Origin of the sequence: Actinomycetospora endophytica, assembly GCF_021026375.1 — a bacterium.
GTDB classification, from domain to species: domain Bacteria; phylum Actinomycetota; class Actinomycetes; order Mycobacteriales; family Pseudonocardiaceae; genus Actinomycetospora; species Actinomycetospora endophytica.
In genome coordinates this window covers 105997-131227 of record NZ_JAJNDB010000009.1, presented here as the reverse complement: position 1 = coordinate 131227, position 25231 = coordinate 105997, and the positions used below count along the sequence as shown (strand labels likewise).

14 protein-coding genes, 1 tRNA gene and 1 pseudogene are annotated in these 25231 nt (G+C 69.6%); 3 read left to right on the top strand and 13 right to left on the bottom strand.

The window, feature by feature from the left end; translation table 11 throughout:
* Positions 1-12: 12 nt before the first annotated feature.
* Both LQ327_RS30500 and polA read right to left on the bottom strand, forming a co-directional pair.
* Positions 13-1539: a flavin-containing monooxygenase gene (locus LQ327_RS30500; RefSeq protein WP_230739983.1), complete on the bottom strand. Its 1527-nt coding sequence runs from the start codon at positions 1537-1539 to the stop codon at positions 13-15.
* 52 nt (positions 1540-1591) lie between these two features.
* A complete protein-coding gene (gene polA, locus LQ327_RS30495; protein WP_230740219.1) occupies positions 1592-4279 on the bottom strand; it encodes a DNA polymerase I in 2688 nt (895 codons plus the stop codon).
* 153 nt (positions 4280-4432) lie between these two features.
* On the opposite strand from polA, the gene LQ327_RS30490 reads away from it, so the two are divergent.
* Positions 4433-4909, top strand: coding sequence for a hotdog fold thioesterase (locus LQ327_RS30490; protein ID WP_372460791.1), 477 nt, complete (start codon positions 4433-4435; stop codon positions 4907-4909).
* Between the two features lie 226 nt (positions 4910-5135).
* On the opposite strand, the gene LQ327_RS30485 is transcribed toward LQ327_RS30490, so the two are convergent.
* The 7 genes from LQ327_RS30485 to LQ327_RS30455 all read right to left on the bottom strand — a co-directional run bounded on the left by LQ327_RS30485 (position 5136) and on the right by LQ327_RS30455 (position 12613).
* Positions 5136-5855: an ABC transporter ATP-binding protein gene (locus LQ327_RS30485; RefSeq protein ID WP_230739982.1), complete on the bottom strand. Its 720-nt coding sequence runs from the start codon at positions 5853-5855 to the stop codon at positions 5136-5138.
* Positions 5852-6748, bottom strand: a complete 897-nt coding sequence (locus LQ327_RS30480) for an ABC transporter ATP-binding protein (RefSeq protein ID WP_230739981.1) — start codon at positions 6746-6748, stop codon at positions 5852-5854. Before LQ327_RS30480 ends, LQ327_RS30485 begins: the two co-directional genes overlap by 4 nt.
* On the bottom strand, positions 6745-7968 hold the full coding sequence (locus tag LQ327_RS30475) for a branched-chain amino acid ABC transporter permease (RefSeq protein ID WP_230739980.1): 1224 nt from the start codon (positions 7966-7968) through the stop codon (positions 6745-6747). The genes LQ327_RS30480 and LQ327_RS30475 overlap by 4 nt, the downstream gene beginning before the upstream one ends.
* Positions 7965-8909 carry a branched-chain amino acid ABC transporter permease gene (locus LQ327_RS30470; RefSeq protein ID WP_230739979.1) on the bottom strand — a complete coding sequence of 315 codons (945 nt, stop codon included), beginning with the start codon at positions 8907-8909 and terminating at the stop codon, positions 7965-7967. Before LQ327_RS30470 ends, LQ327_RS30475 begins: the two co-directional genes overlap by 4 nt.
* 201 nt (positions 8910-9110) lie before the next feature.
* Positions 9111-10313, bottom strand: a complete 1203-nt coding sequence (locus tag LQ327_RS30465) for a branched-chain amino acid ABC transporter substrate-binding protein (RefSeq protein ID WP_230739978.1) — start codon at positions 10311-10313, stop codon at positions 9111-9113.
* A gap of 174 nt (positions 10314-10487) precedes the next feature.
* Positions 10488-11678, bottom strand: a complete 1191-nt coding sequence (locus tag LQ327_RS30460; protein WP_230739976.1) for a branched-chain amino acid ABC transporter substrate-binding protein — start codon at positions 11676-11678, stop codon at positions 10488-10490.
* Between the two features lie 290 nt (positions 11679-11968).
* Entirely contained in the window at positions 11969-12613 is a 645-nt protein-coding gene (locus LQ327_RS30455) for an ANTAR domain-containing response regulator (protein WP_230739973.1), read from the bottom strand.
* Positions 12614-12811: 198 nt separating this feature from the next.
* Between LQ327_RS30455 and LQ327_RS30450 the strand changes: the two genes are divergently transcribed.
* Together LQ327_RS30450 and LQ327_RS30445 are read left to right on the top strand one after the other, a co-directional pair.
* Positions 12812-12885: transfer RNA gene (locus LQ327_RS30450), tRNA-Leu, on the top strand.
* Positions 12886-12983: 98 nt separating this feature from the next.
* Entirely contained in the window at positions 12984-14210 is a 1227-nt protein-coding gene (locus LQ327_RS30445; RefSeq protein WP_230739971.1) for a tyrosine-type recombinase/integrase, read from the top strand.
* Positions 14211-14650: 440 nt separating this feature from the next.
* On the opposite strand, the gene LQ327_RS30440 is transcribed toward LQ327_RS30445, so the two are convergent.
* From LQ327_RS30440 to LQ327_RS30425, 4 genes and pseudogenes are all read right to left on the bottom strand, one after another.
* Complete coding sequence (locus tag LQ327_RS30440; protein WP_230739970.1) at positions 14651-15655, bottom strand: hypothetical protein; 1005 nt, start codon at positions 15653-15655, stop codon at positions 14651-14653.
* Between the two features lie 535 nt (positions 15656-16190).
* Positions 16191-16684, bottom strand: a pseudogene (gene ssb, locus LQ327_RS30435) (single-stranded DNA-binding protein).
* A 501-nt stretch (positions 16685-17185) separates the two neighbouring features.
* On the bottom strand, positions 17186-21814 hold the full coding sequence (locus LQ327_RS30430) for a DEAD/DEAH box helicase family protein (RefSeq protein ID WP_230739968.1): 4629 nt from the start codon (positions 21812-21814) through the stop codon (positions 17186-17188).
* On the bottom strand, positions 21814-25089 hold the full coding sequence (locus tag LQ327_RS30425) for a hypothetical protein (RefSeq protein ID WP_230739966.1): 3276 nt from the start codon (positions 25087-25089) through the stop codon (positions 21814-21816). Before LQ327_RS30425 ends, LQ327_RS30430 begins: the two co-directional genes overlap by 1 nt.
* Positions 25090-25231: the final 142 nt, after the last annotated feature.

The following is a 25231-nucleotide window of genomic DNA, read 5'->3' as shown; positions in this document are numbered from 1 at the left end:
CGGATCAGCGCCTCATGCCCGGACCCGCGCCCGGGCCGGCTCGAACCGCATGCCCTCGTCGACCCGGGCGCGGCGCAGGGTGACCGCGTCGATCGCGTAGTTCATGGCGAGGGTCCACGGCGCGCGGTCGCCGCCGGTGGGCAGCTCGTGCAGGGAGCGCTTCACGTACCCGGCGTCGAAGTCGAGCAGCGGGCGCTCCTGCACCGCGGGGTCGCGCTGCGGGACCGCGACGGCCTTGCCGTGGGTGTCCATCCAGCCCAGCAGGCGGCAGAAGTACTCGGCGACGAGGTCGACCTTCAGCGTCCAGGAGGCGTTGGTGTAGCCGATCATGAACACCAGGTTCGGGATGCCGGAGAGCATCATGCCCCGGTAGGCCATGGTGTCGGGCAGGTTCACCGGCTCGCCGTCGACCTCGAGGTCGGCCCCGCCGAAGAGCTGCAGGTTGAGCCCGGTTGCCGTGATGACGATGTCCGCCTCGAGCTCCCGGCCGGACTGCAGCCGGATCCCGGTCCCGGTGAACGTCTCGATCCTGTCGGTGACGATGTCGGCGTCGCCGCGGCGGATGGCCTTGAACAGGTCGCCGTCGGGGACCATGCACATCCGCTGGTCCCACGGGTCGTACGGCGGGTTGAAGTGGGTGTCGACCGCATAGCCCTCGGGGAGCTGGGCGGCGGCGCCCTTGCGCAGCAGGCCCTTCACGAAGCGCGGGAACCGCTGCGAGATCTGGTAGAGCGCGATGAGCTGCGTGATGTTCTTCGTCCGCACTATCGGGTCCGCGACCCACGACGGCACCCACCGGTTGAGGAACTCCGCCACCGGGTCGGTCCGGCCGATCGACAGCACGTAGCTCGGCGTGCGCTGCAGCTGCGTGACGTGGGCGGCGCGGCCCTCGCCCTGGGTCATCGCGGGGACCAGGGTGACCGCGGTGGCGCCCGAGCCGATGACGACGACCCGCTTGCCCGCGTAGTCCAGCTCCGGATCCCAGTGCTGCGGGTGGATGACCGTGCCGCCGTAGTTCTCGATCCCCGGCAGCTCCGGGGTGTACCCGGCGTCGTAGCGGTAGTAGCCCGAGCACCACAGCAGGAACGAGCAGGTGAGCAGCTTCTCCCCCGCCGCGGTGGTGAGGGCGAGCGTCCAGCGCTGGTCCTCGCTCGACCAGGCGGCGTGGGTGACGCGGGTGCCGTAGCGGATGCGGCGGTCGACGCCGTACTCCTCGGCGGTGTCCCGGACGTACTCCAGGATCGACGCCCCGTCGGCCAGCGCCACGGTGTCGGGCCAGGGGCGGAACTTGAACCCGAGGGTGTGCATGTCCGAGTCCGAGCGGATCCCGGGGTACTGGAACAGGCTCCACGTGCCGCCGAGGTCCTCGCGGGCCTCGAGGATCGCGTAGTCGCGACCCGGCTGCTCGCGCTCGAGGTGGCAGGCGGTGCCGATGCCGGAGAGCCCGGCGCCCACGATCACGACGTCGAGGTGCTCGGGCTCGCTCCCGCCCCCGCGCGCTCCGGTGGTGTCGACGGGCGCGTCCACATCGGTACTCATACGTACCAGCCTACCTCTCGGTACTGCGGCGTACCAGCCCCGGATTCGCTGCCTAGTGCGCTGCCTGGTCCCAGGTGCGGCCGAAGCCGACCGAGACCTCGAGCGGGACGTCCAGGTCGAAGGCCGCGCCCATCTCGCGGCGCACCAGCTCGGTGACCTGGTCCCGCTCCCCCGGCGCGACCTCGAGCACGAGCTCGTCGTGGACCTGCAGCAGCATCCGGCTGCGCAGGCCCTCGTCGCGCAGGGCGGCGTGCACCCCGAGCATCGCGACCTTGACGATGTCCGCCGCGCTGCCCTGGATCGGGGCGTTCAGCGCCATCCGCTCGGCCATCTCGCGCCGCTGCCGGTTGTCGCTGGTCAGGTCGGGCAGGTAGCGACGGCGCCCGAGGATCGAGCTGGTGTAGCCGTCCTTGCGGGCCCGGTCCACCACCTGCTGCAGGTAGTCCCGCACCCCGCCGAACCGGGCGAAGTAGTCCTCCATCAGCTCCTTGGCCTCGTCGGTCGAGGTGCGCAGCTGGGCGGAGAGCCCGTAGGCGGACAGGCCGTACGCCAGCCCGTAGTTCATCGCCTTGATCTTGGCGCGCTGGCCCTGGCTCACCTCGTTCTCGGCCACCCCGAACACCTTGGCCGCGGTGACCGAGTGGAAGTCCTCCCCGGACTTGAACGACTCGATGAGCTCGCCGTCGACCGACAGGTGCGCCATGATCCGCATCTCGATCTGCGAGTAGTCCGCGGTCATCAGCTCGGCGTAGGCGCCGTCGGCGGAGTCTGCCCCAACGACGAACGTGTCGCGGATCCGCCGGCCGGCCTCGGTGCGGACCGGGATGTTCTGCAGGTTCGGCTCGGTCGAGGAGAGCCGCCCGGTGCGGGCGATCGTCTGGTTGAACGTGGTGTGGATGCGGCCGTCGTCGGTGACGCTGTCGAGCAGGCCCTTCACGGTCACCCGCAGCCGCGTGGCGTCGCGGTGCTCCAGCAGGTGCTCCAGGAACGGGTGCGGGTTGGTCTCGTTCAGCGTCTGCAGCGCGTCGGCGTCGGTGGTGTAGCCGGTCTTGGTGCGCTTGGTCTTCGGCATCTGCAGCTCGTCGAACAGCACGACCTGCAGCTGCTTCGGCGAGCCGAGGTTGATCTCCTTGCCGATGACGTCGTACGCGGACTGCGCCGCCGCCTGCACCCGGGCCCCGAACTGAGACTCCAGCTCGTGCAGCGCGCTGATGTCCACGGCCACGCCGGCCGCCTCGAGGTCGGCCAGCACCCGCAGCAGCGGCAGCTCGAGGTCGGTCAGCAGCGCGGTGCCGCCGAGGTCGGCGAGGTCGGTGTCGAGCGCGTCGGCCAGGTCGGCCACCGCCCGGGCCCGCAGCATCTCGGTCTGCGCGGCCGTCTCGTCGGCCTCCTCCTCGCCCCCGTCGAGGGTGAGCTGCTCCCCTCCGCCGGCGTCGGACTCCTCGGCCCGCAGCTCCCGGCGCAGGTAGCGCAGCACCAGGTCGGCCAGGTCGAAGCTGCGCTCCCCCGGCCGGGCCAGGTACGCGGCCAGGGCGGTGTCGCTGGTGACGCCCTCGAGCTGCCACCCGCGGGCCCGCACGGCGTGGGTGGGGCCCTTGATCTCGTGCCCGGCCTTGGGGAGCTCCGGGTCGGCCAGCCAGGCCGCGAGCGCGGTCTCGTCCTCGGGGCTCAGCGCCCTGACGTCGACCGACGCGGCCTCGCCGTCGGACGCGGCGAGCGCGATCCCGTGCAGGTCCCCGGTGCCCTGACCCCAGCTGCCGGTGAACGAGAGCCCGACCCGGCTGCCGTCGCGGGCGTGCTCGTCGAGCCAGTCCCCGACCGCACCGGGCTCCAGCACCACCCCGTTCAGCTCGAAGCCCTCCTCGGCCTCCGGCTCGGCGGCGGTCAGGGTGGAGAAGAGGCGCTCGCGCAGCACCCGGAACTCCAGCTCGTCGAACAGCCGGTGCACCGCGTCGCGGTCCCAGGAGCGGACCTCGAGCTGGTCGGGCGTCACGTCCAGCTCGACGTCCCGGACGAGCTCGGTGAGCTGACGGTTGAGCACCACCGACGACAGGTGCTCCCGCAGCGCGTCGCCCGCCTTGCCGCGGACCTCGTCCACGCGGTCGACCAGGGAGTCCAGCGACCCGAACTCCCGGATCCACTTCTGCGCGGTCTTCTCCCCGACCCCGGGGATGCTCGGCAGGTTGTCGCTCGGGTCCCCCCGCAGCGCCGCGAAGTCCGGGTACTGCGCCGGGGTGAGCGTGTAGCGCTCCTCGACCGCCTCCGGCGTGTAGCGGACCAGGTCCGAGACGCCCTTGCGCGGGTAGAGCACCGTCACCTGGTCGGTCACCAGCTGGAAGGCGTCCCGATCCCCGGTACAGATCGACACCTGCATACCCTCGGCGGTGGCCTGCGTGGTCAGCGTGGCGATGACGTCGTCCGCCTCGTATCCCTCGCGGGTCACGACGGGGATGTTCAGCGTCGCCAGGATGTCCTTGATCAGGTCGATCTGGCCGCGGAACTCGTCCGGGGTGGCGCTGCGGTTGGCCTTGTACGCCGCGAACGTCTCCGACCGGAAGCTCTGCCGCGACACGTCGAACGCCACGCAGACGTGCGTCGGCGCCTCGTCGCGCAGCAGGTTGATCAGCATGGACGTGAAGCCGTAGACCGCGTTGGTGGTCTGGCCCGACGTCGTCGAGAAGTTCTCGGTGGGCAGGGCGAAGAACGCGCGGTACGCGAGGGAATGCCCGTCGAGCAGCAGGAGCCGGGCACCGCCCGCCTGCTCCCCCGGAGCGCTCGTCGTGCTGCTCTGGGACTTCTCCGGCGTCGTCGTCGCAACCACGGACCCGAGTCTGCCAGGGGGGTCCGACAGCCTCCGTCGGCCTCGTCGCGTTCCCGCCCTAGCATGATCGCCGTGTCAGGAGACGAAGCGGAGCGGAGCTCGACCCATCGGCCCGACGCGCCGCGCACGCCCGAACAAGAGGCCATCCCGGAGCTCCAGGTCGCCTACCCCGACGAGCAGCTCGCCGTCCGGATGGGCATCGAGATCACCGAGTGGGTCCCGGAACGCCTCGTCGCGACGATGCCGGTCGCGGGCAACCGGCAGCCGTTCGGGCTCCTGCACGGCGGCGCGAACGGGGTGCTCGCCGAGACGCTCGGATCGACCGGGGCGTACCTCAACCGGATCGGGGACCGCCGTCCGGTCGGCCTCGAGCTCTCGTGCACCCACCACCGGTCGGCGACGTCGGGCAAGGTCACCGCGGTGTGCACCCCGCTGTCGGTGGGCCGCACCGTCGGGACGTTCGAGATCGTCATCTCCGACGACGAGGGACGCCGGGTCTGTACCGCGAAGCTCACCTGCCTCTACCGGGCGAGCACGCCGCCGACGTAGGGGCGATATCGGCGTCGGTGCTCGGCGACGTGGGGCACTGCACGCACGTCCGCCGGCCGTCTGACCTGCGTCAGGTGCTGATGATCACCGGCGGAGGGTCGGGCGTCCGACGAGGGGCGGGTCGGGCCTTCGACGAAGGGCACTGGAAGCAGAGCCCAGCGCCTCGCGGGCTGCCCCACGTGCTCTTGATCATGGCCGGCGAGCCCGCCGACGCCGCGCAGCGCACCTACGAGACCCCCAGGTACGCATCCTGGATCGACGGGTCGGCGAGCAGCTCCGACCCCGGCCCGGAGCGGGTGACCTCCCCCGTCTCCAGCACGTACGCCTGGTGCGCCAGCCCGAGTGCCTGCGTCGCGTTCTGCTCGACCAGCAGCACCGTCACACCCTCGGCGTTGATCTCCTCGATCACCCGGAAGATCTGCGCGATGAACTGCGGGGCGAGCCCCATCGACGGCTCGTCGAGCAGCAGCAACCGCGGCCGGGCCATGAGCGCGCGACCGATGGCCAGCATCTGCTGCTCGCCGCCGCTCAACGTCCCCCCGACCTGGTTCCGCCGCTCGGCCAGCCGCGGGAAGTAGGTGAACGCCCGCTCCAGGTCCTCGGCGAACGCCGGCGTCCGCCGGTCGGAGCGGACGAACCCGCCCATGTCGAGGTTCTCGAGCACCGTCATGCCCGGGAAGATCCCCCGGCCCTCCGGCACCTGGCAGATGCCCTGGCGCACCCGCAGGTCGGCCCGGATCCGCGTCAGGTCCTCGCCGTCGAACGTCATCCGGCCCGACTGCAGCCCGAGCAGTCCGGAGATGGTCTTCATCGTCGTCGTCTTCCCGGCCCCGTTGGCGCCGATGAGCGAGACGATCTGCCCCTCCCGGACCGACAGCGTGACGCCGCGGAGCGCCTGGATCCGCCCGTAGGCGACGTTGACGTCCTCCAGCTCGAGCAGGGTCACTCCTCCACCGCCCCTCCGAGATACGCCGCGACGACGGCGGGGTCGCGCCGGACCGAGTCTGGGTCGCCGTCGGCGATCTTGCGGCCGAAGTCCAGGACGACGAGCCGGTCGGTCACCCCGAGCACGACCCGCATGTCGTGCTCCACCAGCACCACCGTGTACCCGTCGTCGCGAATCTTGAGGATCAGCTCCGACAGCGCGTCCTTCTCCACTGCCGAGAAGCCGGCCGCGGGCTCGTCGAGGCAGAGCAGCTTGGGCTCGGTCGCCAGCGCGCGGGCGATCTCGAGCCGCCGCTGGTGGCCGTAGGGCAGCGACGTCGCCTTGTCGGCGGCACGGTCCGCGATCCCGACGAACTCCAGCAGTGCCATCGCCTTCTCGGTCGCCTCGCGCTCCTCGCGGCGGTGGCGGGGCAGCCGCAGCAGCGCGCCCGGCACCGACGTCCTGTGACGCGCGTCGGCGCCGACGACGACGTTCTCCAGCGCCGTCATCGCGCCGAAGAGCCGGATGTTCTGGAACGTGCGCGCGACGCCGGCCCGGATGATCCGGTAGCGCTTCATGCGGGCCAGCGACTCGCCCTCGAGCCGGACGTCCCCGACCGTCGGTCGGTAGACGCCGGTGACGATGTTGAAGCAGGTCGTCTTGCCCGCCCCGTTCGGTCCGATCAGACCGAGAATCTCGCCGCGCCTGACGTCGAACGAGACGTCGTCGAGGGCGGTGAGCCCGCCGAAGCGGACCGTGAGGCCGTCCACCGCGAGCAGGGTCTCCCCCGCCGAGACCTCGAACGCGCGGTCCGGGGCGACCTTCTCGGAGACCTCCGCCTCGTGCTCGGCGCGCTCCGCGGTGTCCATGTGCTCGAGGGCCTCCAGGAGGCCCTCGCCGGCTGGTTCGCTCATTCCCCACCTCCCCGCGGCGACGTCCCGGCATGGTCGTCGGGCGTCGTCTCCACGGCGTCGCCCCGACCGCGCGACGACGCCGTCAGCCCCGTCGGCGCCACGCCGGTGCCCGCCCCGAAGAGCCGCTGGTAGGCCTCCCGTCCGTAGGTGAGCAGGTGCTGGCGCATGCCGAGGAGTCCCTGCGGCCGGAAGATCATCAGGATGATCAGCGCGAGACCGAAGATGAGGAACCGGTACTCCGGCTCGAACTGGAACCGGTCCGGGATGTAGGAGACCAGGAAGGCCCCGACGATGACGCCGACCTTGTTCCCCTGCCCGCCGAGGACGACCGCGGCGAGATAGAGGATCGAGGTGGTGACGTCGAAACGCTGGTTGTTCACGAAGCCGACCTGCGCCGCGAACAGCGTCCCCGAGAGACCACCGACCGCCGCGCCGATCGCGAACGCCCAGATCTTGAACCGGTACGTCGGGACCCCGGTGAGCTCGGCGGCGTCCTCGTCCTCACGCACCGCGATCCAGGCGCGCCCGACCCGCGAGCGCTCCAGGTTCCCCATGAACAGCAGCACGATGACGATGATCGTGACCGACAGCCAGTAGAACCCCTGCGCGTCGTTCTGCGTGAAGATCGGCGTCCCGTCGGGGTACGTGCCGCCGGGGCGGGCGATGTTCTGGAAGCCCCGGTTGCCGCGCAACGGGTCGATGTTGTCGGCCAGCAGTCGGACGAGCTCACCGAAGCCGAGCGTGACGATCGCGAGGTAGTCGCCGCGCAGCCGCAGCGTCGGCGTCCCGAGGATGACCCCCGAGATCATCGTGATGACCATGGCGATCGGGACGATCACCAGCCACGGGAACCGGACGCCGAGCTCGGAGTCGGGCGAGGAGAGCACCGCCGCGGTGTAGGCGCCGATCGCGAAGAAGCCGACGTAGCCCAGGTCGAGCAGACCGGCCTGCCCGATGACGACGTTCAGACCGATCGCGATGAGCGCGAACACCGAGGCGTTGAACAGCGCGATCGAGAAGTCGGTCGCCGGCTCGGTCGTGATGATCGGCGGGTTGATGACCGGCAGGAAGTAGATGAGGACGACGACCGGGACCAGCAGGCCCCACTGCTGTGGCCGGCTGCGCGCGTTCCACCAGCGCGATCCCTCGGCCCACCGCTCGCGCAGCGTCGGCCCGGAGGTTCCCGACGACGGGTCGGTGCGGGGCTGGGTGGTGGTCATACCCGCGCCTTCCCCAGCGACTCGCCCAGGATCCCCGTCGGGCGGAACATCAGGACGCCGACGAGCAGGACGAACGCGACGACGTCGCGCCAGTCGCCGCCGAAGAGCGACTGCCCGTAGTTCTCCACGATGCCGAGGATGAGCCCGCCGAGCAGCGCGCCGCGCAGGTTCCCGATGCCGCCGAGCACGGCCGCGGCGAACGCCTTGATGCCGAGCAGGAAGCCGCCGTTGAAGACCGCGCCCTGCGGGATCGTCATGAGGTAGAAGAGCGCGGCCGCTCCGGCGAGCAGGCCGCCGAGCAGGAACGTGATCATGATGACCCGTTCGCGGTTGACCCCCATGAGTGTCGCCGTCGCCGGGTCCTGCGCGACGGCCCGCACCCCGCGGCCCAGCCGGGTGCGGTTCACGAACCCGTCCGCGGCGAAGAACATCGCGAACGACGCCAGGATGATGATGATCTGCAGGTTGGTCACCGGGGCGCCGAAGATGCGGAAGACCGGGTCGGGCTGCAGTAGCCGGATGGTGCCCTCGGGGTTCGACCCGCGGAAGATCCGGAAGATCTGCTGGATCACGAACGACGCCCCGATCGCCGTGATCAGGAAGGCCAGGCGCGGCGCGTTGCGCCGTCGCAGCGGCCGGTAGGCCACCCGTTCCAGCAGCACCGCCGCGACGCCGGCGAGGATCATGCCGACCGCACCGGCGAGCACCAGGTCGGCGATGATCCCACCGATCGGGATGTTCGGGGTCGCGCCCGGGACGAAGCCCAGGGCCAGGAACGTGAAGTACACGCCGAAGACCCCGATCACGAAGATCTCGGAGTGGGCGAAGTTGATCAGCTGGAGCACCCCGTAGACCAGGGTGTAGCCGAGGGCCACGAGCGCGTAGATGCTCCCGTACGAGAGCCCGTTGATCGTGTTGGCCCAGAAGCGGTCGAGGAACAACCCGACGTCGAAGTTGATCCACGGCCCGGTGTCCTGCGTGATCAGGTCCGTGACGGCGGTGAGGGTGTGGATGACGCTCTCCTGTGGGGGCGCCGGAGGTGACCCGGCCGGGGGCGCGGCGCTCGTGGTCGAGGCGTCGCGAGCGGACGTACGACGGCCGCGCCCGGGGATCGACCCGGACGCGGCCGTCGTCGGGGTGGATCAGCTGATCGGCGAGTCCGTGACGATCTTGTCGCCGTCGACCCGGTAGACGTACACCGGAGTCTCCGAGAGCTCGCCGTTGGGCTGCCACTGGAACTTCTTCGTCAGACCCTGGCCGTTGTAGGTCTTGACGTAGTTCAGCAGCGCCGGACGCGAGTTGGCGCCCTTGTCGATGCCGGACAGCAGGATCGTCGCGCTGTCGTAGGCCTCGGCCGAGTAGGTCTGCGGGGCGACGCCGTAGGCCTGCTGGTAGGCCTGCGTGAAGGCGGTGAAGCCCTCCTGCGGGACGCACGGACAGGTCAGGTACGCGCCGTTGGCGGAACCGGCGGCGTTGACGACGAACTGCTCGTCCTTGACGCCGTCGGGGCCGACGAACGGGGCCTGCACGCCGGCGTCACGCAGCTGCTGGACCAGCGGCGCGGCCTCGGTGTAGTAGCCCGCGTAGAAGATCGCCTGCGGGTTGGCCTGCTGGACCTGGCCGACCGTCGCGGAGAACTCCTTCTGGTTCGTCTTGACGTTGCCCTGGCAGGCGGCGACCTGCGGGCCGAGAGCCTGGGTCACCGCGTTGGCCAGCCCGATGCCGTAGTCCGAGTCGTCCTTGATGACGCAGATCGACTGCGGGTTGAACTTGGTCTTCATCCACTTCGCCGCGGCCGGACCCTGCACCGCGTCGTTGCCCAGACCGCGGAAGAAGTTCGTCCAGCCGTTCCCGGTCAGGCCCGGGTTGGTGGCCGACGGCGTGATGTTGACCAGACCGGCGGCGTTGAGCGAGGGCCCGACGGCCTTCGACTCACCGGAGAACGGCAGCCCGACGATGCCCAGGACGGCGGGGTTGTTGATCACGGCCTGCGTCGGGCCGACGGCGGTGTCCGGCGTGCCGCCGGAGTCGGCCTTGACCAGGGTGACCTGGCAGCCCGGGTTGGCCTGGTTGTGCTGGTTGACCGCCAGCTCGGTCGCGTTCGCGATCGCCTGTCCCAGGGCGGCGTTCTGACCGGCGAGGGTGCCGACGTACGCGATCGAGGTGCCGGGCGCGCACTTGCCCTGGCCGTTGCCCGCGGGGAGCGCGGCGTTGTTGGGCTGGGCGGGGGCGGGGGCCTGGCTGGTCTGCGCCGCGCCACCTCCGCCCTGGTTGGCGCAGCCGGAGAGCACCAGGGCCGCTGCTGCGACCAGGGCGCCCGCGGCGGCGAGGCGACGTCGGACCACTGAACAACCTCCCGTTGCTGCTGTGTGCTCACAGAGCGACCGGCAAGTTCCAAACTCCTCCGGTCGGGTGGGAAAGATAGACCCAAATCCCGGAGGGGAACAGGTGTGGTCCAGTGTGTATTCGAGCCGTAACCTCAAGACCCGGTCAAGGCCGGGTGATCATCGTGAGAGGTCTCAGGGCTGGGTGCGATCGGGGATCCATCGTCCGCCGACCAGCTGATACACGGTCACGGCATCTGTTCCGACGTCCCCGAACCGGTCGAACGAGATCGGCCCGGTGATGCCGTCGCCGTCGTACGACTGGACGGCCTGGTCGACGGCCGGACGCAGACCGGTCGACCACTCGCCGTCACCGCGGGCGTCGATCACTCCGGCGACGGACGTCATGACGACGTTCGCGGCGTCGAAGCTGAAGGCGCCGTACTGCCCGTAGCTCTCCCGGTAGCCCGCGGTCCGGTAGGCGTCGATGAAGCCCTTGGCGCCCGGCAGCGTCTCGGTCGGGGGCCCGACGGAGGTCCCGAGGTCGCCGCTGCGCCCGCCTGCCGTCACGTAGTCGGGGTTCACGATGCCGTCCCCGCCCATGAGCGGGATGCCCAGGCCGGACAGCGCCCGCGACAGCGGTCCGCCGTCGGGGTACTCCCCGCCGTAGAACACCGCGTCCGGCCGCGTGCGGGAGACCGCCGCGACGGCGGCGTCCGGCGCCGTGCCCGCCGGCAGCGTCATCCGCATGACGACCTGGCCGCCCCGGGTGCCGAACTGCTTGGCGAACTCGTTCGCGATGCCCTCGCCGTAGGTCTGGCCGTCGCTGACGACCGCGACCTTCGTCTTGCCGATCGCCGCGAGGTGGTCGGCGGCCGCCGGGCCCTGGACGGCGTCGGTGGCGACCACACGGAAGTAGGTCTGGTACTGCCGCAGCGGGGCCGAGACCGGGTTGGCCCCGCGGGTCAGCGAGATGTTGGTGTTGCCGGGCGACACCTGCACGATCCCCGCGTTCCCGAGGACCGGCTGCACCGTCTGCGCCGTCGACGAGTTGTAGGTCCCGACGACGCCGATCAGCGTCGGGTTCGCGGCGAGGTCCTTCGCGGCGGCCGCGCCGGTCGCCGGGTCGCCCCTGTCGTCCCGGCTCTGCAGCTCGAGGCGGTAGCCCTGGACGGCGCAGCGGTCGTTGGCCTGCCGGACGGCGAGGTCGGCCGAGTTCCTCATGCCCAGGCCGATGTTGGCCAGCTCGCCGGACAGCGGGGCGATGAGCCCGACCGTGAGGGTGCCCTTGTCGGTGTCGCACTCCCCGTTGGCGCTGCCGCCCGAGCCGCATCCGGTGAGCGCCAGCGCCGCCGCCGTCAGCGTGACGGCCAGCAGGCCGGCCACCCGGCGCGGACGTCGCGGGTCCCGTGTCCTGCCCGGCTCCGCCGACCCGCCCCACGCCCGACCCACCTGCGACCTCCCGGACCCACCGCCGACACTGAACGCGGCCACCGTAGGTCACGATCGAGTGACCCCTGTCGGCGGGTCGCGGCGTCGGCGCTGGTCAGCGGCCGATCACTCACAGGGCTGAATGACGCACGGTCACCGATCGGGCCTCTGTGAGCGACGACAGCGTCCGGGTGACCGTTTCGTCCCCGTTCAGCGGTAGATCTTCGCCCGGGTGTCTGGCCGACTCAGCCGAAGGTCTCGACGACGGCGTCGGCGACGACCTTCATCGTCGTGCGGCGGTCCATCGCGGTCCGCTGGATCCAGCGGAAGGCGTCGGGCTCGGTCATCTTCTTCTTGCTCATCAGCAGGCCCTTGGCGCGCTCGACCGCCTTGCGGGTCTCCAGGCGCTCGGTCAGCCCCGCGACCTCGTCCTCGAGCGCGGTGATCTCGGCGAACCGGCTTGCGGCCACCTCGATCGCCGGGACCACGTCGGTCTTGGTGAACGGCTTGACCAGGTAGGCCATCGCGCCGGCGTCGCGCGCCGAGTCGACGAGGTCGCGCTGGCTGAACGCGGTGAGCATGACCACGGGCGCGATCCGCTCCTGCGCGATCGTGGTGGCCGCCTCGAGCCCGTCGGTGCCGGGCATCTTGATGTCCATCATGACGAGGCCCGGCTTGAGGCTGCGGGCCAGCTCGATCGCCTGGGCGCCGTCCCCGGCCTCGCCGACGACGTCGTAGCCCTCCTCGCGGAGCATCTCCACGAGGTCCATGCGGATGAGCGCCTCGTCCTCGGCCACCAGCACGCGGAGCGGCTCGCGCGGTGCCGGCTCCTCGGGCACCTCGACGGCCGCGTCGGCTGCAGCGGCGATCTCCTCGGCCTGCTGGCTCATGGCGGTCCTCCTGTGCGCGTCGCTGCGTCCGGCCCGTGGTCCCGGGGCCGACCGATCCACACCGACCCGCCGGTCCCCCGCACCAGGCCGGTTCGATTCAGCCGACCCTACCGGGCTAAGCTGCGCGTCCGTCGGCGACGAGCGACACGGTGTGGACGAGGTAACACTGCGGCCACCCGGCGAGGGTCGGCGCGTCCAGCCCCCGTAGTCCAACCGGCAGAGACAGCGGATTCAAAATCCGTCCAGTGTGGGTTCGAATCCCACCGGGGGCACTCATCCTTGCAGGTCAGGGCCACGGCGTGCTTCCCTATAAACGACTCGCTGGTCGTTTACTGGTCGGAAACTCGTCTCGCTGGCGCTGGGAGCTCCGATGGCCCGTCCTCCCCTAGCCCTGGGCACCCCCGGCAGCATCAAGGTCGCGGAGGAGTCCGCGGGCGTCTGGGTGGCGCGATGCAGGTTCCGTGATCACGACGGCGTGACGCGGCGGATGGCGAAGTTCGCCGGGTCCAAGACTGCCGCGCGAACCGCGCTGCACCGGGCCGTCGAACAGCGGCAGAGAGGAGCGACCCGGGCGGCCGGCGCACTCTCACCCACGTCGACCTTCGCCGACGCGGCCGAGATCTACCTCGACAAGGTGAAGCGGAAGCGCCAGGACACGACGTACGTGGAGTACAAGGCCCGGTTAGACAACTACGTCCTCCCTGGGTTGGGTTCGCTCCGGCTCCGGGAGTGCTCGCCCGCTCGCCTCGATGGTTTTTTCGAGCAGCTCGGGCTGCGCTACACCGCGAACACGCGACGCAACGTTCGGACGGTCGTCAGCGGCGTCATGCAGCAGGCCGTGCTCCACGACGCGCTCGATCAGAACCCGGTCCGCGAACTCGACCGCATCGAGCAGGTCAGGGGCAAGCGCAAGGCGTCGCCGCGAGGGCTCACGCTCGACGAGCGCCAGCGCCTCTTCGACTGGCTCGACTCCTCCTCCCCCGACCCAGCGGTGCGGCGCATCCAGGAGGTCGCCCGCCGCGCGGAACTCCCCGAGCTCGTTCGCTTCTTTCTCGGCACGGGACTCCGGATCGGTGAGGGTCTCGCGGTGCGACGGCTCGACGTGAACCTGGACGGCTTGCCGGTTGGACAGGGCATGCCTCCAGTGCCCGTCGTGACGGTGACCGAGAACCTAGTGTGGGTGAAGGGGAAGGGGCTCGTTCGGCACGATGGCAAGAGCGACGCCGCCCTGCGCATCATCCCGCTGCCGTCGTTCGCGGTGGACATCATCAGCGCCCGACTCGAGCTCCCTGGGGACCCGTCCTGGCCGCTCTTCCCGACGACGAGCGCGAGCGGAGACATCACCTACAGGTGGCCGGCCAACGTGCGCCGGACGCTCCGCAAGGTCAGGGAACAGGTGGGCCTCGAGTGGATGACTCCGCACACCTGGCGGCGGACCTACGCGACCATCCTTGATGACGAGTTGACGCTCACGGACCGGATGAAGGCCGACCTGATGGGTCACGCCAAGTTCCTCAAGAACGAGTACGTGAGTCGGGGAGAGCTCCATCCAAGCGCCGCAGTCGTGGTGCAGAGCGCGCTGAGCGCCCACCGTTGAGGTGGGTGGTGCTTTGAGCGCCGACGCCTGCTCGTCGGACTCGTTCATCAAGTTGCTCGAACCGAGACCGGCTGTGTGCATCAGACGGTGACGGTCGTCGGTGGCAGGTAGCGAGAGGCAACAGGTGCCGCGATTTCCGTCGCGGCGCACTTGACCCACCGGGGGGTGACCTCGACACGTTCCGCCTGCCACGCCGGGTCCTGCTCTGGGGGCGTGCGGAACATGAGGTCGGCTCGGGTGAGGGCGCGTGGTCCCCGGGTGATCGCGCTGACGGACCGGATCTTTGAGAACTCAACAGTGTCTGCAGGCTGGCTCGACCAACGTCCGTGGGCTCCGATCTGCCTGCCCACGTGCGCCGAGCAGCAGCCGGTAAGTCGCATCAAGGTTGAGGTTCGGCCGAAGGGCAGCCATTTGAATGTCTCTTGCCCGAGCTCTCTCTGTCAGCAGCCTGATCCACCGACACCCGGCGTCACCTGGGAGTACGGTCCGGTTGGAGCGATTGCCCAGGCGGTCCTGTAGCCGGTCAATGGCCGCTGAGCTGTGTTCGCATCAGGATCAAATGAATTCGGAGTAGCGGGACCTGTGACCTCAAAGGGCGTCCCCTGGTCGCTGACTTCGTAGGTGCCATGATTGCTGGGCGTGTCCCAATCGACATCTACTATAAATTTCGCATGGTGCAGTTTGGTTCGGAAATGAAGGTCGAAAGTCAAAAGTTCGTCGTGCTGCAAGGTGTACTGCTTAGCGGAGAACAGTGGTTGTCCGGTCGGCGCACCGCCGATGTCGGCGACCTGAGCGACCGGATCACTTGAGTCGAGATCGAAGGCAACAGCATCCACGGGCCCTCCACCTTGGTTATCCTCACAAAATACGCCACCATTCCAGGTCGCATCGCGCTCGACGAACTTCACTCGCATATTGCTTAAATGTACGGTTTCGTTGCTCAACCCGCGCAAGGTGGCCAACGTCTCGACCTCGCCGATACTAATCCCGTGATACTTCGCGGCAATATTGAAATATCGGCTTGAACGCTGCTCGGCGACGGGATCGCCCACCGCACCATCAGGCGTCATTGGATAGGCATCCTGAGATGCAAAGAAGGCGCGTTCTTCCGGGGTCAAGTTGAGGGGTTCCTTGAATGCGAACTCGCCCTTGGTTCCATAGAGACCGCCACCGTACAGGCCGGCAGGCGTTGTCGAAACTGAGAAGGGCTGTGCCGCAAAAGAATCGACGACCTGTCCGGGGGGCTCAATTAATTTGAGCAGTTCGAGCCCGTAGCCTGTGCCGACGCTAAGAATCAAAGTGATCACTGCCGTGATCGCGGCCGTCTTGGCCGAACTCCACTGACGAGGAGGGGAGCTCGGTGACTGCCGTGCGATATCCAGATGCTGGCGAGGGATGCGGACGGTGTCGGCATCCCCGTCCAACTCGTCGGGTCGGACGTACACGGTGTGCCCCCTGGTTCACAAGACCCGCAGCTGCTGCGGCCCAGCTGGGAGATCGCCCGCGTACTTGCTAGCGCTTCAACCCGACAAGAACTTCCTCCGGACGGACTAATCGCCGGGGCTCTGACCCGACGACTTAGCATGGAGCACCACCTTGGAACGCTGCGCTGCACTCGGGCCACGGGGGTTCGTCCAAACGGCATGGCCACGCCACGGGCCCACATCAGGTCCGCGTTGGCCTCGCAAAGTCCTCTTGACCCCCAGAGTGTCGGACGGCGTGTCCTACAGCTTCTACCAGGGCCTCTGGTCTCGCCCGCGTGTCTTCGAGGTCCCGCAGGAGCCGCTGGCGACCGGTCATTCGCACCACGATCCGCACCACGCAGCCCCTCGATCAGGCCCTCGTCGTTGCTACCGCCAACGATGGCGCTCCGCGGGACGGCTAACGGCTCGCCCTTCGGCGGTAGCGGCAGCAACGACGGCTCCCGGCCCGGGTGGGGCCGGGAGCCTGACGCGACGGTTGCGTGGGGCGGGTCGGTGATCAGAACGGGGCTTCGTCCTCGTCGTAGGCGCTGTCCTCAGCGTCCGGCGGCCCGTCCGTGGCGCTGGCGCGATCGCCACTGTTCGTGGGGCCGTCGGCGCCGCGGGGCTGCTCGGTGATGCTAGCGGTGGCGTAGCGCAGCGACGGCCCGATCTCGTCGACCTCGATCTCGATCACGGTGCGCTTCTCGTCCTCGCGGGTCTCGAACGAGCGCTGCTTCAGCCGACCCGCCACGATCACCCGCGTTCCCCGGGTCCGCGCGTCGGCGGCATTCTCCGCGGGCTGGCGCCACAGCGTGCAGCGCAGAAACAGCGCCTCCCCATCACGCCACTCCCCCGCGTTGCGATTGAACCGCCGACTTGTATGGCTACCAGGGATCTGGAGGTAGTCGATCTACGGTCCCGAGCGGAGCACCGGCCGGTCTGACTCGTGAATCGCAGTTCTGGGTCGGCTGTGAGGTTGCCGATCACGGTGATGACGGTGTCGTTGGCCATGGCGGCCTCCTGACATAACGCGGGTGGCGGAACCTGGGCGGTGGGTGGAGGCGTCTGCTGTCTCCACCGCCCTCGGGGCGCCGGGCGGGCCGCCGAGGCTCCCGGTCCATGGGTGGGCCCTCGGTCCATCGCGGCAGCGACGCCTCAGGCGCCCTTGACCGGGAGTGCGGCCCAGTCATGCTCCAGGGTCCGACAGCCACGCCGCGCAGCGACTCAAACGGGCCTCGGCCCGGGGTTGAAGCGCCCCAACTTCAGTGGAGGCTGGGTTCTCCTGAGATCCGAAGAGGGCGAACCCACCGACAAGAAAGATTACGAAGACGAAATCGAAGGACCTCCGGTCCGGTAGGGCGTGGAGCGGCGCAGGCTGCGTCGTGAAACCCGTCTCACATGTGTCGTAACGCGACGGCGGCACGTTACCGACTGTGAAGGTCTGCCTGATGGTGGCGACCCCAGTGGACCAGCGGCATGCCGGACCGGCAATGGCGCCGACCCCCGGCGGCTTCATGCGTCCAGGCGACGCATCTGTCCGCCGGCAGTCATGGGACGTAGCGCTTGGAGTGCACCCCTCCGACTGAGCTGGTCGTGATAGCGCTGGTTGCTGAAGCTGCGCAAGCACCCGTAGCAGGAAGTCTCCTCGCCGCAATCGCAACGTTCGATCCGCTCGAGGGCGGCGACGACGACTGTGTCCAACGCATCGCCGATACGCAGCACTCCCCCGGCTCCACCGGGAACCGTGTCGAACAGGACGATTCCGGTCCGCCTGCCGGGCCGTTGGTAGAGCGTCCCGCCGACGTCGTCGCGGCTTAGTTGGAGGCCGATAGCGGCCCCGTCGAGCAGGCCGTACAGCAGCGAGAGCCAGTCCTCGGTGCTCATGGTGGGGGTGGTGGCCAGCGAGTCAAAGGCCAGGTCGAGAAGGTCAGTCTCGTAGGCGTGAGCGAGGGATACCTGTCGCATCAGCCCGGTGCACTCCGAATTGCGTAACAGGTGGTTGTGACTGCGCGGCGGCTTCCCCGCGGCGCTTCGCCCATACCCGCACCGATCGCAGACCCAGTAACCTGCGTAGCCGCTGCCCTCGGACACTGCGATGAGTTCGCCTCGCGCGGTCGCGCTAGCTTCAATCGTGCCGCCACTAGGTGTGCGCCATCGGGTCGGGCTGAGCTCGTTGGCTCCGAGCGAGCGGACGTGGGTCGATCCGACCCAGGTGCGGCGCGGAGGGGTCGAGCCCGGCTGCTTGACCTCTGCATCAGCGACGAAGCCGAACTCCGGCACAACGTAGCGTTTGACCTTCGCCGCGGGGGTCGCGCACGCGGGGCAAGCGAGATCGAGATCGCCATCGCCTTCGCGGTAGTGTTCGCACTGCTCACACACCACGTACTGCTTGCTGATGAGCTCCCGGCCGGGCAGCCGGTACAGGCCACCCGATCGCCACAACAGCCCGCCGGCGACGACCTCCGAGCCCGGTGCGTACTCATAGATGGCGGCCGACAAGTCCCTGTTGAGTTCGAGCTTGCTGCCTATTGGTTCTGTGGAGTAGGTGGTGCGCAACTCCACAGTATCGACTGGGAAGCCGTACTTGGGGAGGACGTTGCGGTTCGCCAGATAGCCGAGCAGCTCCCGACGTGTCAGCGTGTTGATCGTCTTCTCGAACCGCGCTACGTCCCCGCCGCGGCGCTTATCAAAGGCTTCCTGTCGGCGGGCTTCAAAGTTGTCGACGTCGTGGCTCAGTTGCGCTCGCACCTGCTCGAGCAGGCCGCAGAGGGTGTCTACCCACTCCGCGGTGTCGATCCCGATCTGCCGCTGCACCTGGGCAGGCAGCACCGCGCGAAGCGAACGATCGACGTCGACCGGAACGGGAGTGAGGAACTCACGGACCTGCGCCGCCGGTGGACTGTCACCCAGGAAGAACTCCCCAGCGGTACTCCACCATGTGCCTGCGATCTGCATTGCGTGGCGGAAGTACGCGGCGAGCGCGATCGAATGAGCGTGGCGGCGATCAATGCGCTCATTTCCTAGGGGAACGTAGGGAGCGCGAACCTCGCCGGAGATCATCGTTTCGGGCCGGGCGTAGCAGGCAAGGTCATGTGGCCGACGCTGGGCATAGGTCAGCACCAGGGCCGCTGAAGCTGCACGCCGGCCAGCGCGGCCGGCTCGCTGAACATAATTCGCAGTGGTCGGCGGCATGTTGCGAAGCAGCACGGATTGTAGCTCGCCGACATCCACACCGAGTTCGAAGGTCGTAGAGCACGACAGCACGTTGACCCTGCCTGCGACGAACTCTTGCTGCACTCCGGCGGCTTCTTGGCTCTGGAGTTGGGCGGTGTGTTCCTTCGCCGTCATAGGGACGGCGTTCATCGCCCGGTACAGCTCTCGATAATGGTTGTCGTCGGTGTTCGGTGTCGGCAGCTGGAATGGTTGGAGGGTTCCGTCGCACCCGAGGGTCGGGCACACGCCCCGCGCCGACACCGCGGTGATCTTTTGGCAGCGGTCGCAGGCGAACTGCTTGTCGCCGTTGGTCAGGGACAGCTCCAGCCAGGTGTGGTCGAGCTGGTATACGACGCCAATCGGGCGGACAGTTTGGGTGGGCAACCAGCTCTCGGTCTGCTCGGTGATGAACTTCCAGCAACCTTGCAGCACATCACCGGGGTCAGCGTGGTTTCCCAGCGCGCGGAGCACACGACGGACGTAGTCCAGGCGGCGGTTATCGCCTCGGGTGGGTAGCCAGCTCAGGATCTTCCGGCCCGGCTCTGACCCGTTCCCCCGCAGGTAGATCGGTCCGCGGCGTGGCTCGAATGCCTCATCGCGCGGGTCCACCCCGTCGGGCATGTCGATCACACCTTGTTGGCGGACGGAGCGTACGAGCTCGGTGAGCAGCGCCCACGCCTCCTCCTCGGAGAGCCCGAGCTGGATGAGCGGCTGTGGTATCTGCCAGCGCCGGTCGTGACCCAGGGCGACCTTGACCAGCCCGAGGCCTTCGAGTGATTGCCGGTCGTCGAGGGCGACGAACTCCTGCATGATCCACAGCGCGGTCTGGCGTTCCCGTTCTTGGCGGGAGGCTCTTCGCGGGAACACGTGGGCCCGGTCGGCGGCCTTTGCGACGTGGAAAGCGAGGTCGGTGACAGTGAGCGATTCGCCGGCGCGCAGCCCGTCCAGGATCAGCTTGCGATGTTGGATGGTCGCGTAGGTGGACTGCAGGTAGGGCGCGAAGAAGGCGGCCGCTTGTCGGCTATCGCTAAAAGCCAGCAGCTTGCGGCCCTCGCCGGGTTGGTCGGCGGAGACGTCGTCAGTGGCGGGGGGCTGCTGTTGGTAGAGAGCGGTGGCCAGCACGGCGGCGGCTGCGTCGCTGCCGCTGTCGAACGAGCGCACCATGGCCGAGCCGCGGGCACCGCAGGCTAGGCACCCTTTGGGTTCCGCGTCGTGGACATGGAAGAGCAACCGGATAGGTCTGAGCGGGGTCGCCCCGCAGCCCGCTCGCGTGCAGGCGTCCGCGGTGCCGGTGTGCAGCGCTCCGCAGGCGGTGCAGAGGAGCGTGTCGCGCTCGGTCAGGGCCGGGGCGGCCTCGAGCTCCTCGTCGTCTTGGTCCACCACTGCCGGGGTGTCGCCGAGTAGCGCCCAGGTGCGGCGCTCGTCGGGGCGTACCCGCGGCAGGAACGTGTTGGCCTTGATCGTGCCGGTGAGGTACGCCGCGCCGCAACGCTTGCAGGCGCCGAGCTCGAACATCGCCCGTTGACACTTTGGGCAGACTTCGTGTCGGCCCAGCGACACGTGGGGATTGTCGGGGGCCAGGCAGGTGAAGGCGCCTTCGGTGGCGCGCGCGAACAGGTGGTAGCGGGCCGACAGGACCGGCGCTCCGCTCTGATCGGCGACTCTGCTGCCCACCTTGACCACGGCCGAGAGTGCTCCCACCGGGTCGGGGTCGGCGCCGCACAGGTCGACCGCCAGGTCCTCGAGCGCGTCGGGGCCGTCCGCGAGGCGCTCACGCAGGGCGGTGATGCGCGCCTCGTTCTTCAGTGCATGAGCAGCGTCGTCTGCGGTGTAGCCGTGGTCGTGGGCAAGCCGGAGGATCGCGGGGTCGGGGTCGTCGGATCGGGCTAGCTCGCGGTAGGTGTCCAGCTCGATGGGCCCCCACGGTTGGGTCACCGGGGCCGTGGGCCGGGCGGCCGTGACGAGGTCCTGACGAGACCGGTCGTCGGGGACCCAGTCGAAGGGCATGTTGAACAGCTCGGAGGCGAACCTGACCACCCGGCCCGGGTCGTCTCCGACGGTCGCGCTGGTGGCAAAGCACTGCAATGCGGTGCTGGGACCGACGCGGTCCCGGAGCCGGCGTAGCAGCATGGCAACCTCGGCGGCTTTCGCGCCGTCGTACACGTGGGCTTCGTCGAGGGCGATGAAGCGCCAGGTGTCGCCACGGAACAGATCGATGTCCGCGGGGCGCAGGAGCAGGTACTCCAGCATCGCGTAGTTGGTCAGCAGCAGGTGCGGAGGCGCGTCCCGCATCTCCTGGCGGCTGAGCAGCTCGTTGGGCAGCCGCGACATGCCGGGATTGAGCGCGATGAACTCCTCGGCGCCGCGCGCCGCGCCCTCGGGAGTCTCGCCGGTATAGCGGCCGAACGTGAGCTGCGGGGTGGTGGCCAAGAGCTGGCGCAGGCGCTTGAGCTGGTCGTTGGCCAGGGCGTTCATGGGGTAGAGCAGCAGCGCGCGCACCCCGGGCCCGAGCCTGCCTGCCGCCTGCTCAGCGAGCAGGGAGTTCAAGATGGGGACCAGGAAGCTCTCGGTTTTGCCGGATCCGGTGCCCGTCGCTACGACGAGGTTGCGTCCTGCGGAGGCTTTGCGCACCGCGGTTTCTTGATGTTTGTACAGCGGCCGATCGAGGGGGAGCACCGCGCTGTCGAGCTCGCCGAAAGCGGGGTCGAGCACCCCGTCGGCGATCAGCGTGGCCAGGCTCGCCCCGGAGGCGTAGGGCGGGGTCACCTCCAGCAGCGGCCCCCTGGTGAGCAGGGGGCTCTGCGCGATCTCGGTGTGCAGCGCCGCGGCGATGTTCGGGTCGCGCAGCGGGAGCAGCGACCGTAGATAGCGCCGGTAGCTACGCGTTATGAGGTCACTGGCGGCTAGGGCGTCGAGGGGCTGGGGCACTAGGACTCCGTGTCCGAGGAGCGGACGAGCAGTTCGGCGAGGACCAGGTCGATGCTCACCAAGTCCGGTGCGGCGCGGGCGAGGTGCACCCACTGGGGGCGGAAGCGCTGCGCCAGTCGCGCAGGCTCGGGGTGCCCGCGCGCCGCCAGCCGCGCGAGGATCGCCAGCGCGGCCGAGGCGGCCGGCAGCGACAGCCAGTCCGGGCCGTTGACGCCCCGCCGCGCCTCGACCTGAGCGCGAAGGTGTCGCGTGCCGGTCAGAACCCTCGTCGCGTCCCGCACGATCGACGTGCCCGATCCGTTGATGCGAAGCACACCTGGGTCGATGCGCCGGTCGAACAGCCGTCGCGCGGCCACCGCTCGGGTGTCGGGGTCGAGCATCGACTGCGGCACCACCTGAGCGGCGTCCCACAGTCCGTCGATCTGGTGGGGCTGCATGGCAGCTATGGCCATCGCCTCAGGTCCGAACCGGCCGACTGCGGCGTGCGGGTCGACGCTGGTGTCGAGCAGGGTCTCCAGCACAGGCCCGCATTGCCCGAGAGCGGCCTCGCGCACCGTGTCCTCGCCGAGGCCGCCCATTAGCGCTCCTAGCGCCGGGCTGGTGACCCACAGTTTCGCGGCGACGTCCGCGTCCCCGGTGAATCCCATGGCGACCAGCCCCGACTCGATCAAGGCCGCGACGACGGCATCGGACCCGAGCCCGAGCTCAGAGAGGGCGGTGACGGCGTCCTGCGGGCGCGACCGAAGTGCACGGGCACAGCCAGCGATCACAGGATCGGCCTGGGGCCGCCGATACAGGCGAGGCGCCTGGAGCAGCAACTCCCAGCACCTCCCGAGATTGCTCACCTCGGTCGGGAACTCACCGAAACCCGCCGCGAACCGCGACAGCGCCGTCTCGTCGGGGTCATCGCTGCTCACATAACCGGCGGTGGGGACCCACAGTGCCTCCTCGCGCGGCCATCGAGGCCACACGACCGGCGCCCACGGATCATCGACGGCCAGCTCCAGGGCCAACGGCCCGGCGTGACGTAGTTCCGCGGGCACGACCACCGTGCCGCCGGCGCCGACCACCGCCACGGTCGGGGGGCGCCACGGCGCCCACTTCGGGTAGATCGCCGCGGTCAGCCCAGCGACGGCCACCGCATCCCGGAGCTGTATCGCCTCGCCCGCCCAGTCGGCGCCGCTGGCCAGACGGCGCGGCCGAATCATTGCCACGACGCAGCGGGTGTGGCCGAGGTCGAGCGCGAGCTCGACGTGATGGTGGGTGGTGACGGTGTCGGCCAGGCGCGCCAGCTCGAAGCGGGCCGAGCCCGCCGCCGCCCGTCCACTGGGCATCACTACCTGGAGCAGCTCGTGGCGGGTCACCACGAGCAACACCGGCGTCGAGGTCCCGCCCGGGGTGTGGACATGGAGCACGCCGGGGTCGTCAGCGAAGCGCTCCGTGACCAGCCGCAAGGGACCCGCGGACCAGGACGCCGAATGATCGGCCCGCTCGTGCATCACCGCTAGATGCGGGGGCGTGACGAGCAGCGGCTCGGTCTCCTCGCCGGCGCGGTACTCGAGGACGCGGCGGCGGTCGCCGATGCCGAAGTCCACCCGTCGCGGCGAGGCAACCGCCCCCACCGCCGGGATGAGCTCGGCGTGCCCGGATTGCAGGCCAGCGGGGGTGAAGGCCCGCATCGGTGGCGTGTAGCGCACGTCGAGCGCTTCGGCCAGGAACACCGTCCGCGTGACACCGCGCCCCAGGGCGCCTCGCACCGTGATCTCGAAGGCGCCCAGCAGCGGGCGCGGCAGTTGCTCCCACAGCACGGTCACCGGGGTGGGCTGGTCCACGGTGTACGAGCTGAAGACTCGCGCGCCGCCATCACAGCGGCGGATCTCGACCGCCCAGCGAGTCTCCACCCCCGGGGTCCCCGGCAACCACAGCTCGGGCGGGCTGGCGACGACCGGTGTGCCGTATGGGGTCGTGATCCCCGCCAACGGGGGCGCCAGGGTGATGCGCGGTCGGGTGTGGCCTCGGACCGAGCGGCGGGTTTCGGGGAATCCGTCCAGGGCCAGGTGTTGGGCCTTCTCCAGGTCGACCTGCCGGAGCCGCCAGCCGTTCCAGCCAAGCTGAAGCTGACCTTCCGCGACGATCCGCAGCTCGCCGGTGGCGGTGAGCTCATTGTCCGCGGGGTGAGCGATCCAGACCACCTCGGGCGGCAGCGGCGCGCCGTCCGGTCGTCGCCGACCGTCTTCCCCGAACACCAGCATCGGCGAGGCCGGGTCGATGACCCGCAGCTCGGTGTGCGGCACCAGGTCGTCGGCCGAGACGGCCACCGTCCGGGTGGGTCGGACCAGCGCGAAGGATGTCTGCGGGGCGGCCTCGGCGACGCCGACCCACTCCGCCTGGCTCTCGACGATCTGCGGTTCGCCGTCGGCGCTCACGCTCCATCGGACGAAGCCGGCTGGCGCGTCCGGGACTGGCGGAAGGCACACCACGACCCCACGCCCGAAGGGCTCCAAGGCGAGATGGGGCCGGTCCGCACCTCGGGCGGCGCCGCGCCTCGACGTCCTCCAGGCGGCACGGGCGCGGAACACGCCCTCGTCGGCGAGCGACTGCGCACGACGCACGACCCGCGGGGGGAGCCCGATCACCTCCAGGTCCTCGGAGCCGGATCGGAGCCGCTCGAGAAGATCGAAGCTGCGCTCCACGAAGTCAAACGCATACTCGCTGCCGTGGGCGAGGAACCGGCTAGCCGGTTTGTCCAGACCGTTGAGCCTGCTCGGGCGTGCGCCGGCCCAGGTGAAGAACGACTCGGTGGTCACATCGACGTCGCGGCAGCGGCGCGCGTCCAGCAACCGGAAGAAGTCCGCCAGACAGTAGTCGGGGATGCCGGCATGCATCAGGATCGGTCCGACGTAGGCCATCGGCGCGCTCTCGAAGGTGGGGAGCCCGAGCAGAGCGAGCGCCCGCTGGAACCCCTCCCCCCAGGTCTTCTGGTCCGAGAGCCCGCCGGAGTACCCGAGTTCCTCCCAGAGTTTCGGCCACAGCTCGCCCCGCTCATACCCGCGAGACGCAACACCGGTCAGAGCAACAAGAACGCACGCAGGCCACCGCTCGAACATCCGCTCGGCGTGCCAGGATCCCGTGCACGCCGAATAGATCGAGCCCAGCAGCCTGCACACCTCCCGCCGGTCGGTCTCCGCGACCTCGAGCTCGGCGACGAGCGACAAGCCTCGCAGCTTCGGTGACCACGCCTGCTCTCGGTGGCCGAGCGCCTCGCCTGGCGTCATCGGGGACAGGGTCCGCTGGACGGGGAGAGCGCGCGCACCGCCGTGCACCACGTCGTTCCCCCCGCCCCTGCTGCGGGGCTCCGGTGATGTGCGGTCAGGCGTCACGACCACGATGGCTCCCCCCACGCCTGAGCGACCGCGC

Coding starts and splice junctions, on each gene's coding strand:
- LQ327_RS30425 (WP_230739966.1), bottom strand. CDS start 25,089: ATGACGCCAGGCGAGGCGCTCGGCCACCGAGAGCAGGCGTGGTCACCG.
- LQ327_RS30455 (WP_230739973.1), bottom strand. CDS start 12,613: ATGAGCCAGCAGGCCGAGGAGATCGCCGCTGCAGCCGACGCGGCCGTC.
- LQ327_RS30445 (WP_230739971.1), top strand. CDS start 12,984: ATGGCCCGTCCTCCCCTAGCCCTGGGCACCCCCGGCAGCATCAAGGTC.
- LQ327_RS30500 (WP_230739983.1), bottom strand. CDS start 1,539: ATGAGTACCGATGTGGACGCGCCCGTCGACACCACCGGAGCGCGCGGG.
- LQ327_RS30480 (WP_230739981.1), bottom strand. CDS start 6,748: ATGAGCGAACCAGCCGGCGAGGGCCTCCTGGAGGCCCTCGAGCACATG.
- LQ327_RS30475 (WP_230739980.1), bottom strand. CDS start 7,968: ATGACCACCACCCAGCCCCGCACCGACCCGTCGTCGGGAACCTCCGGG.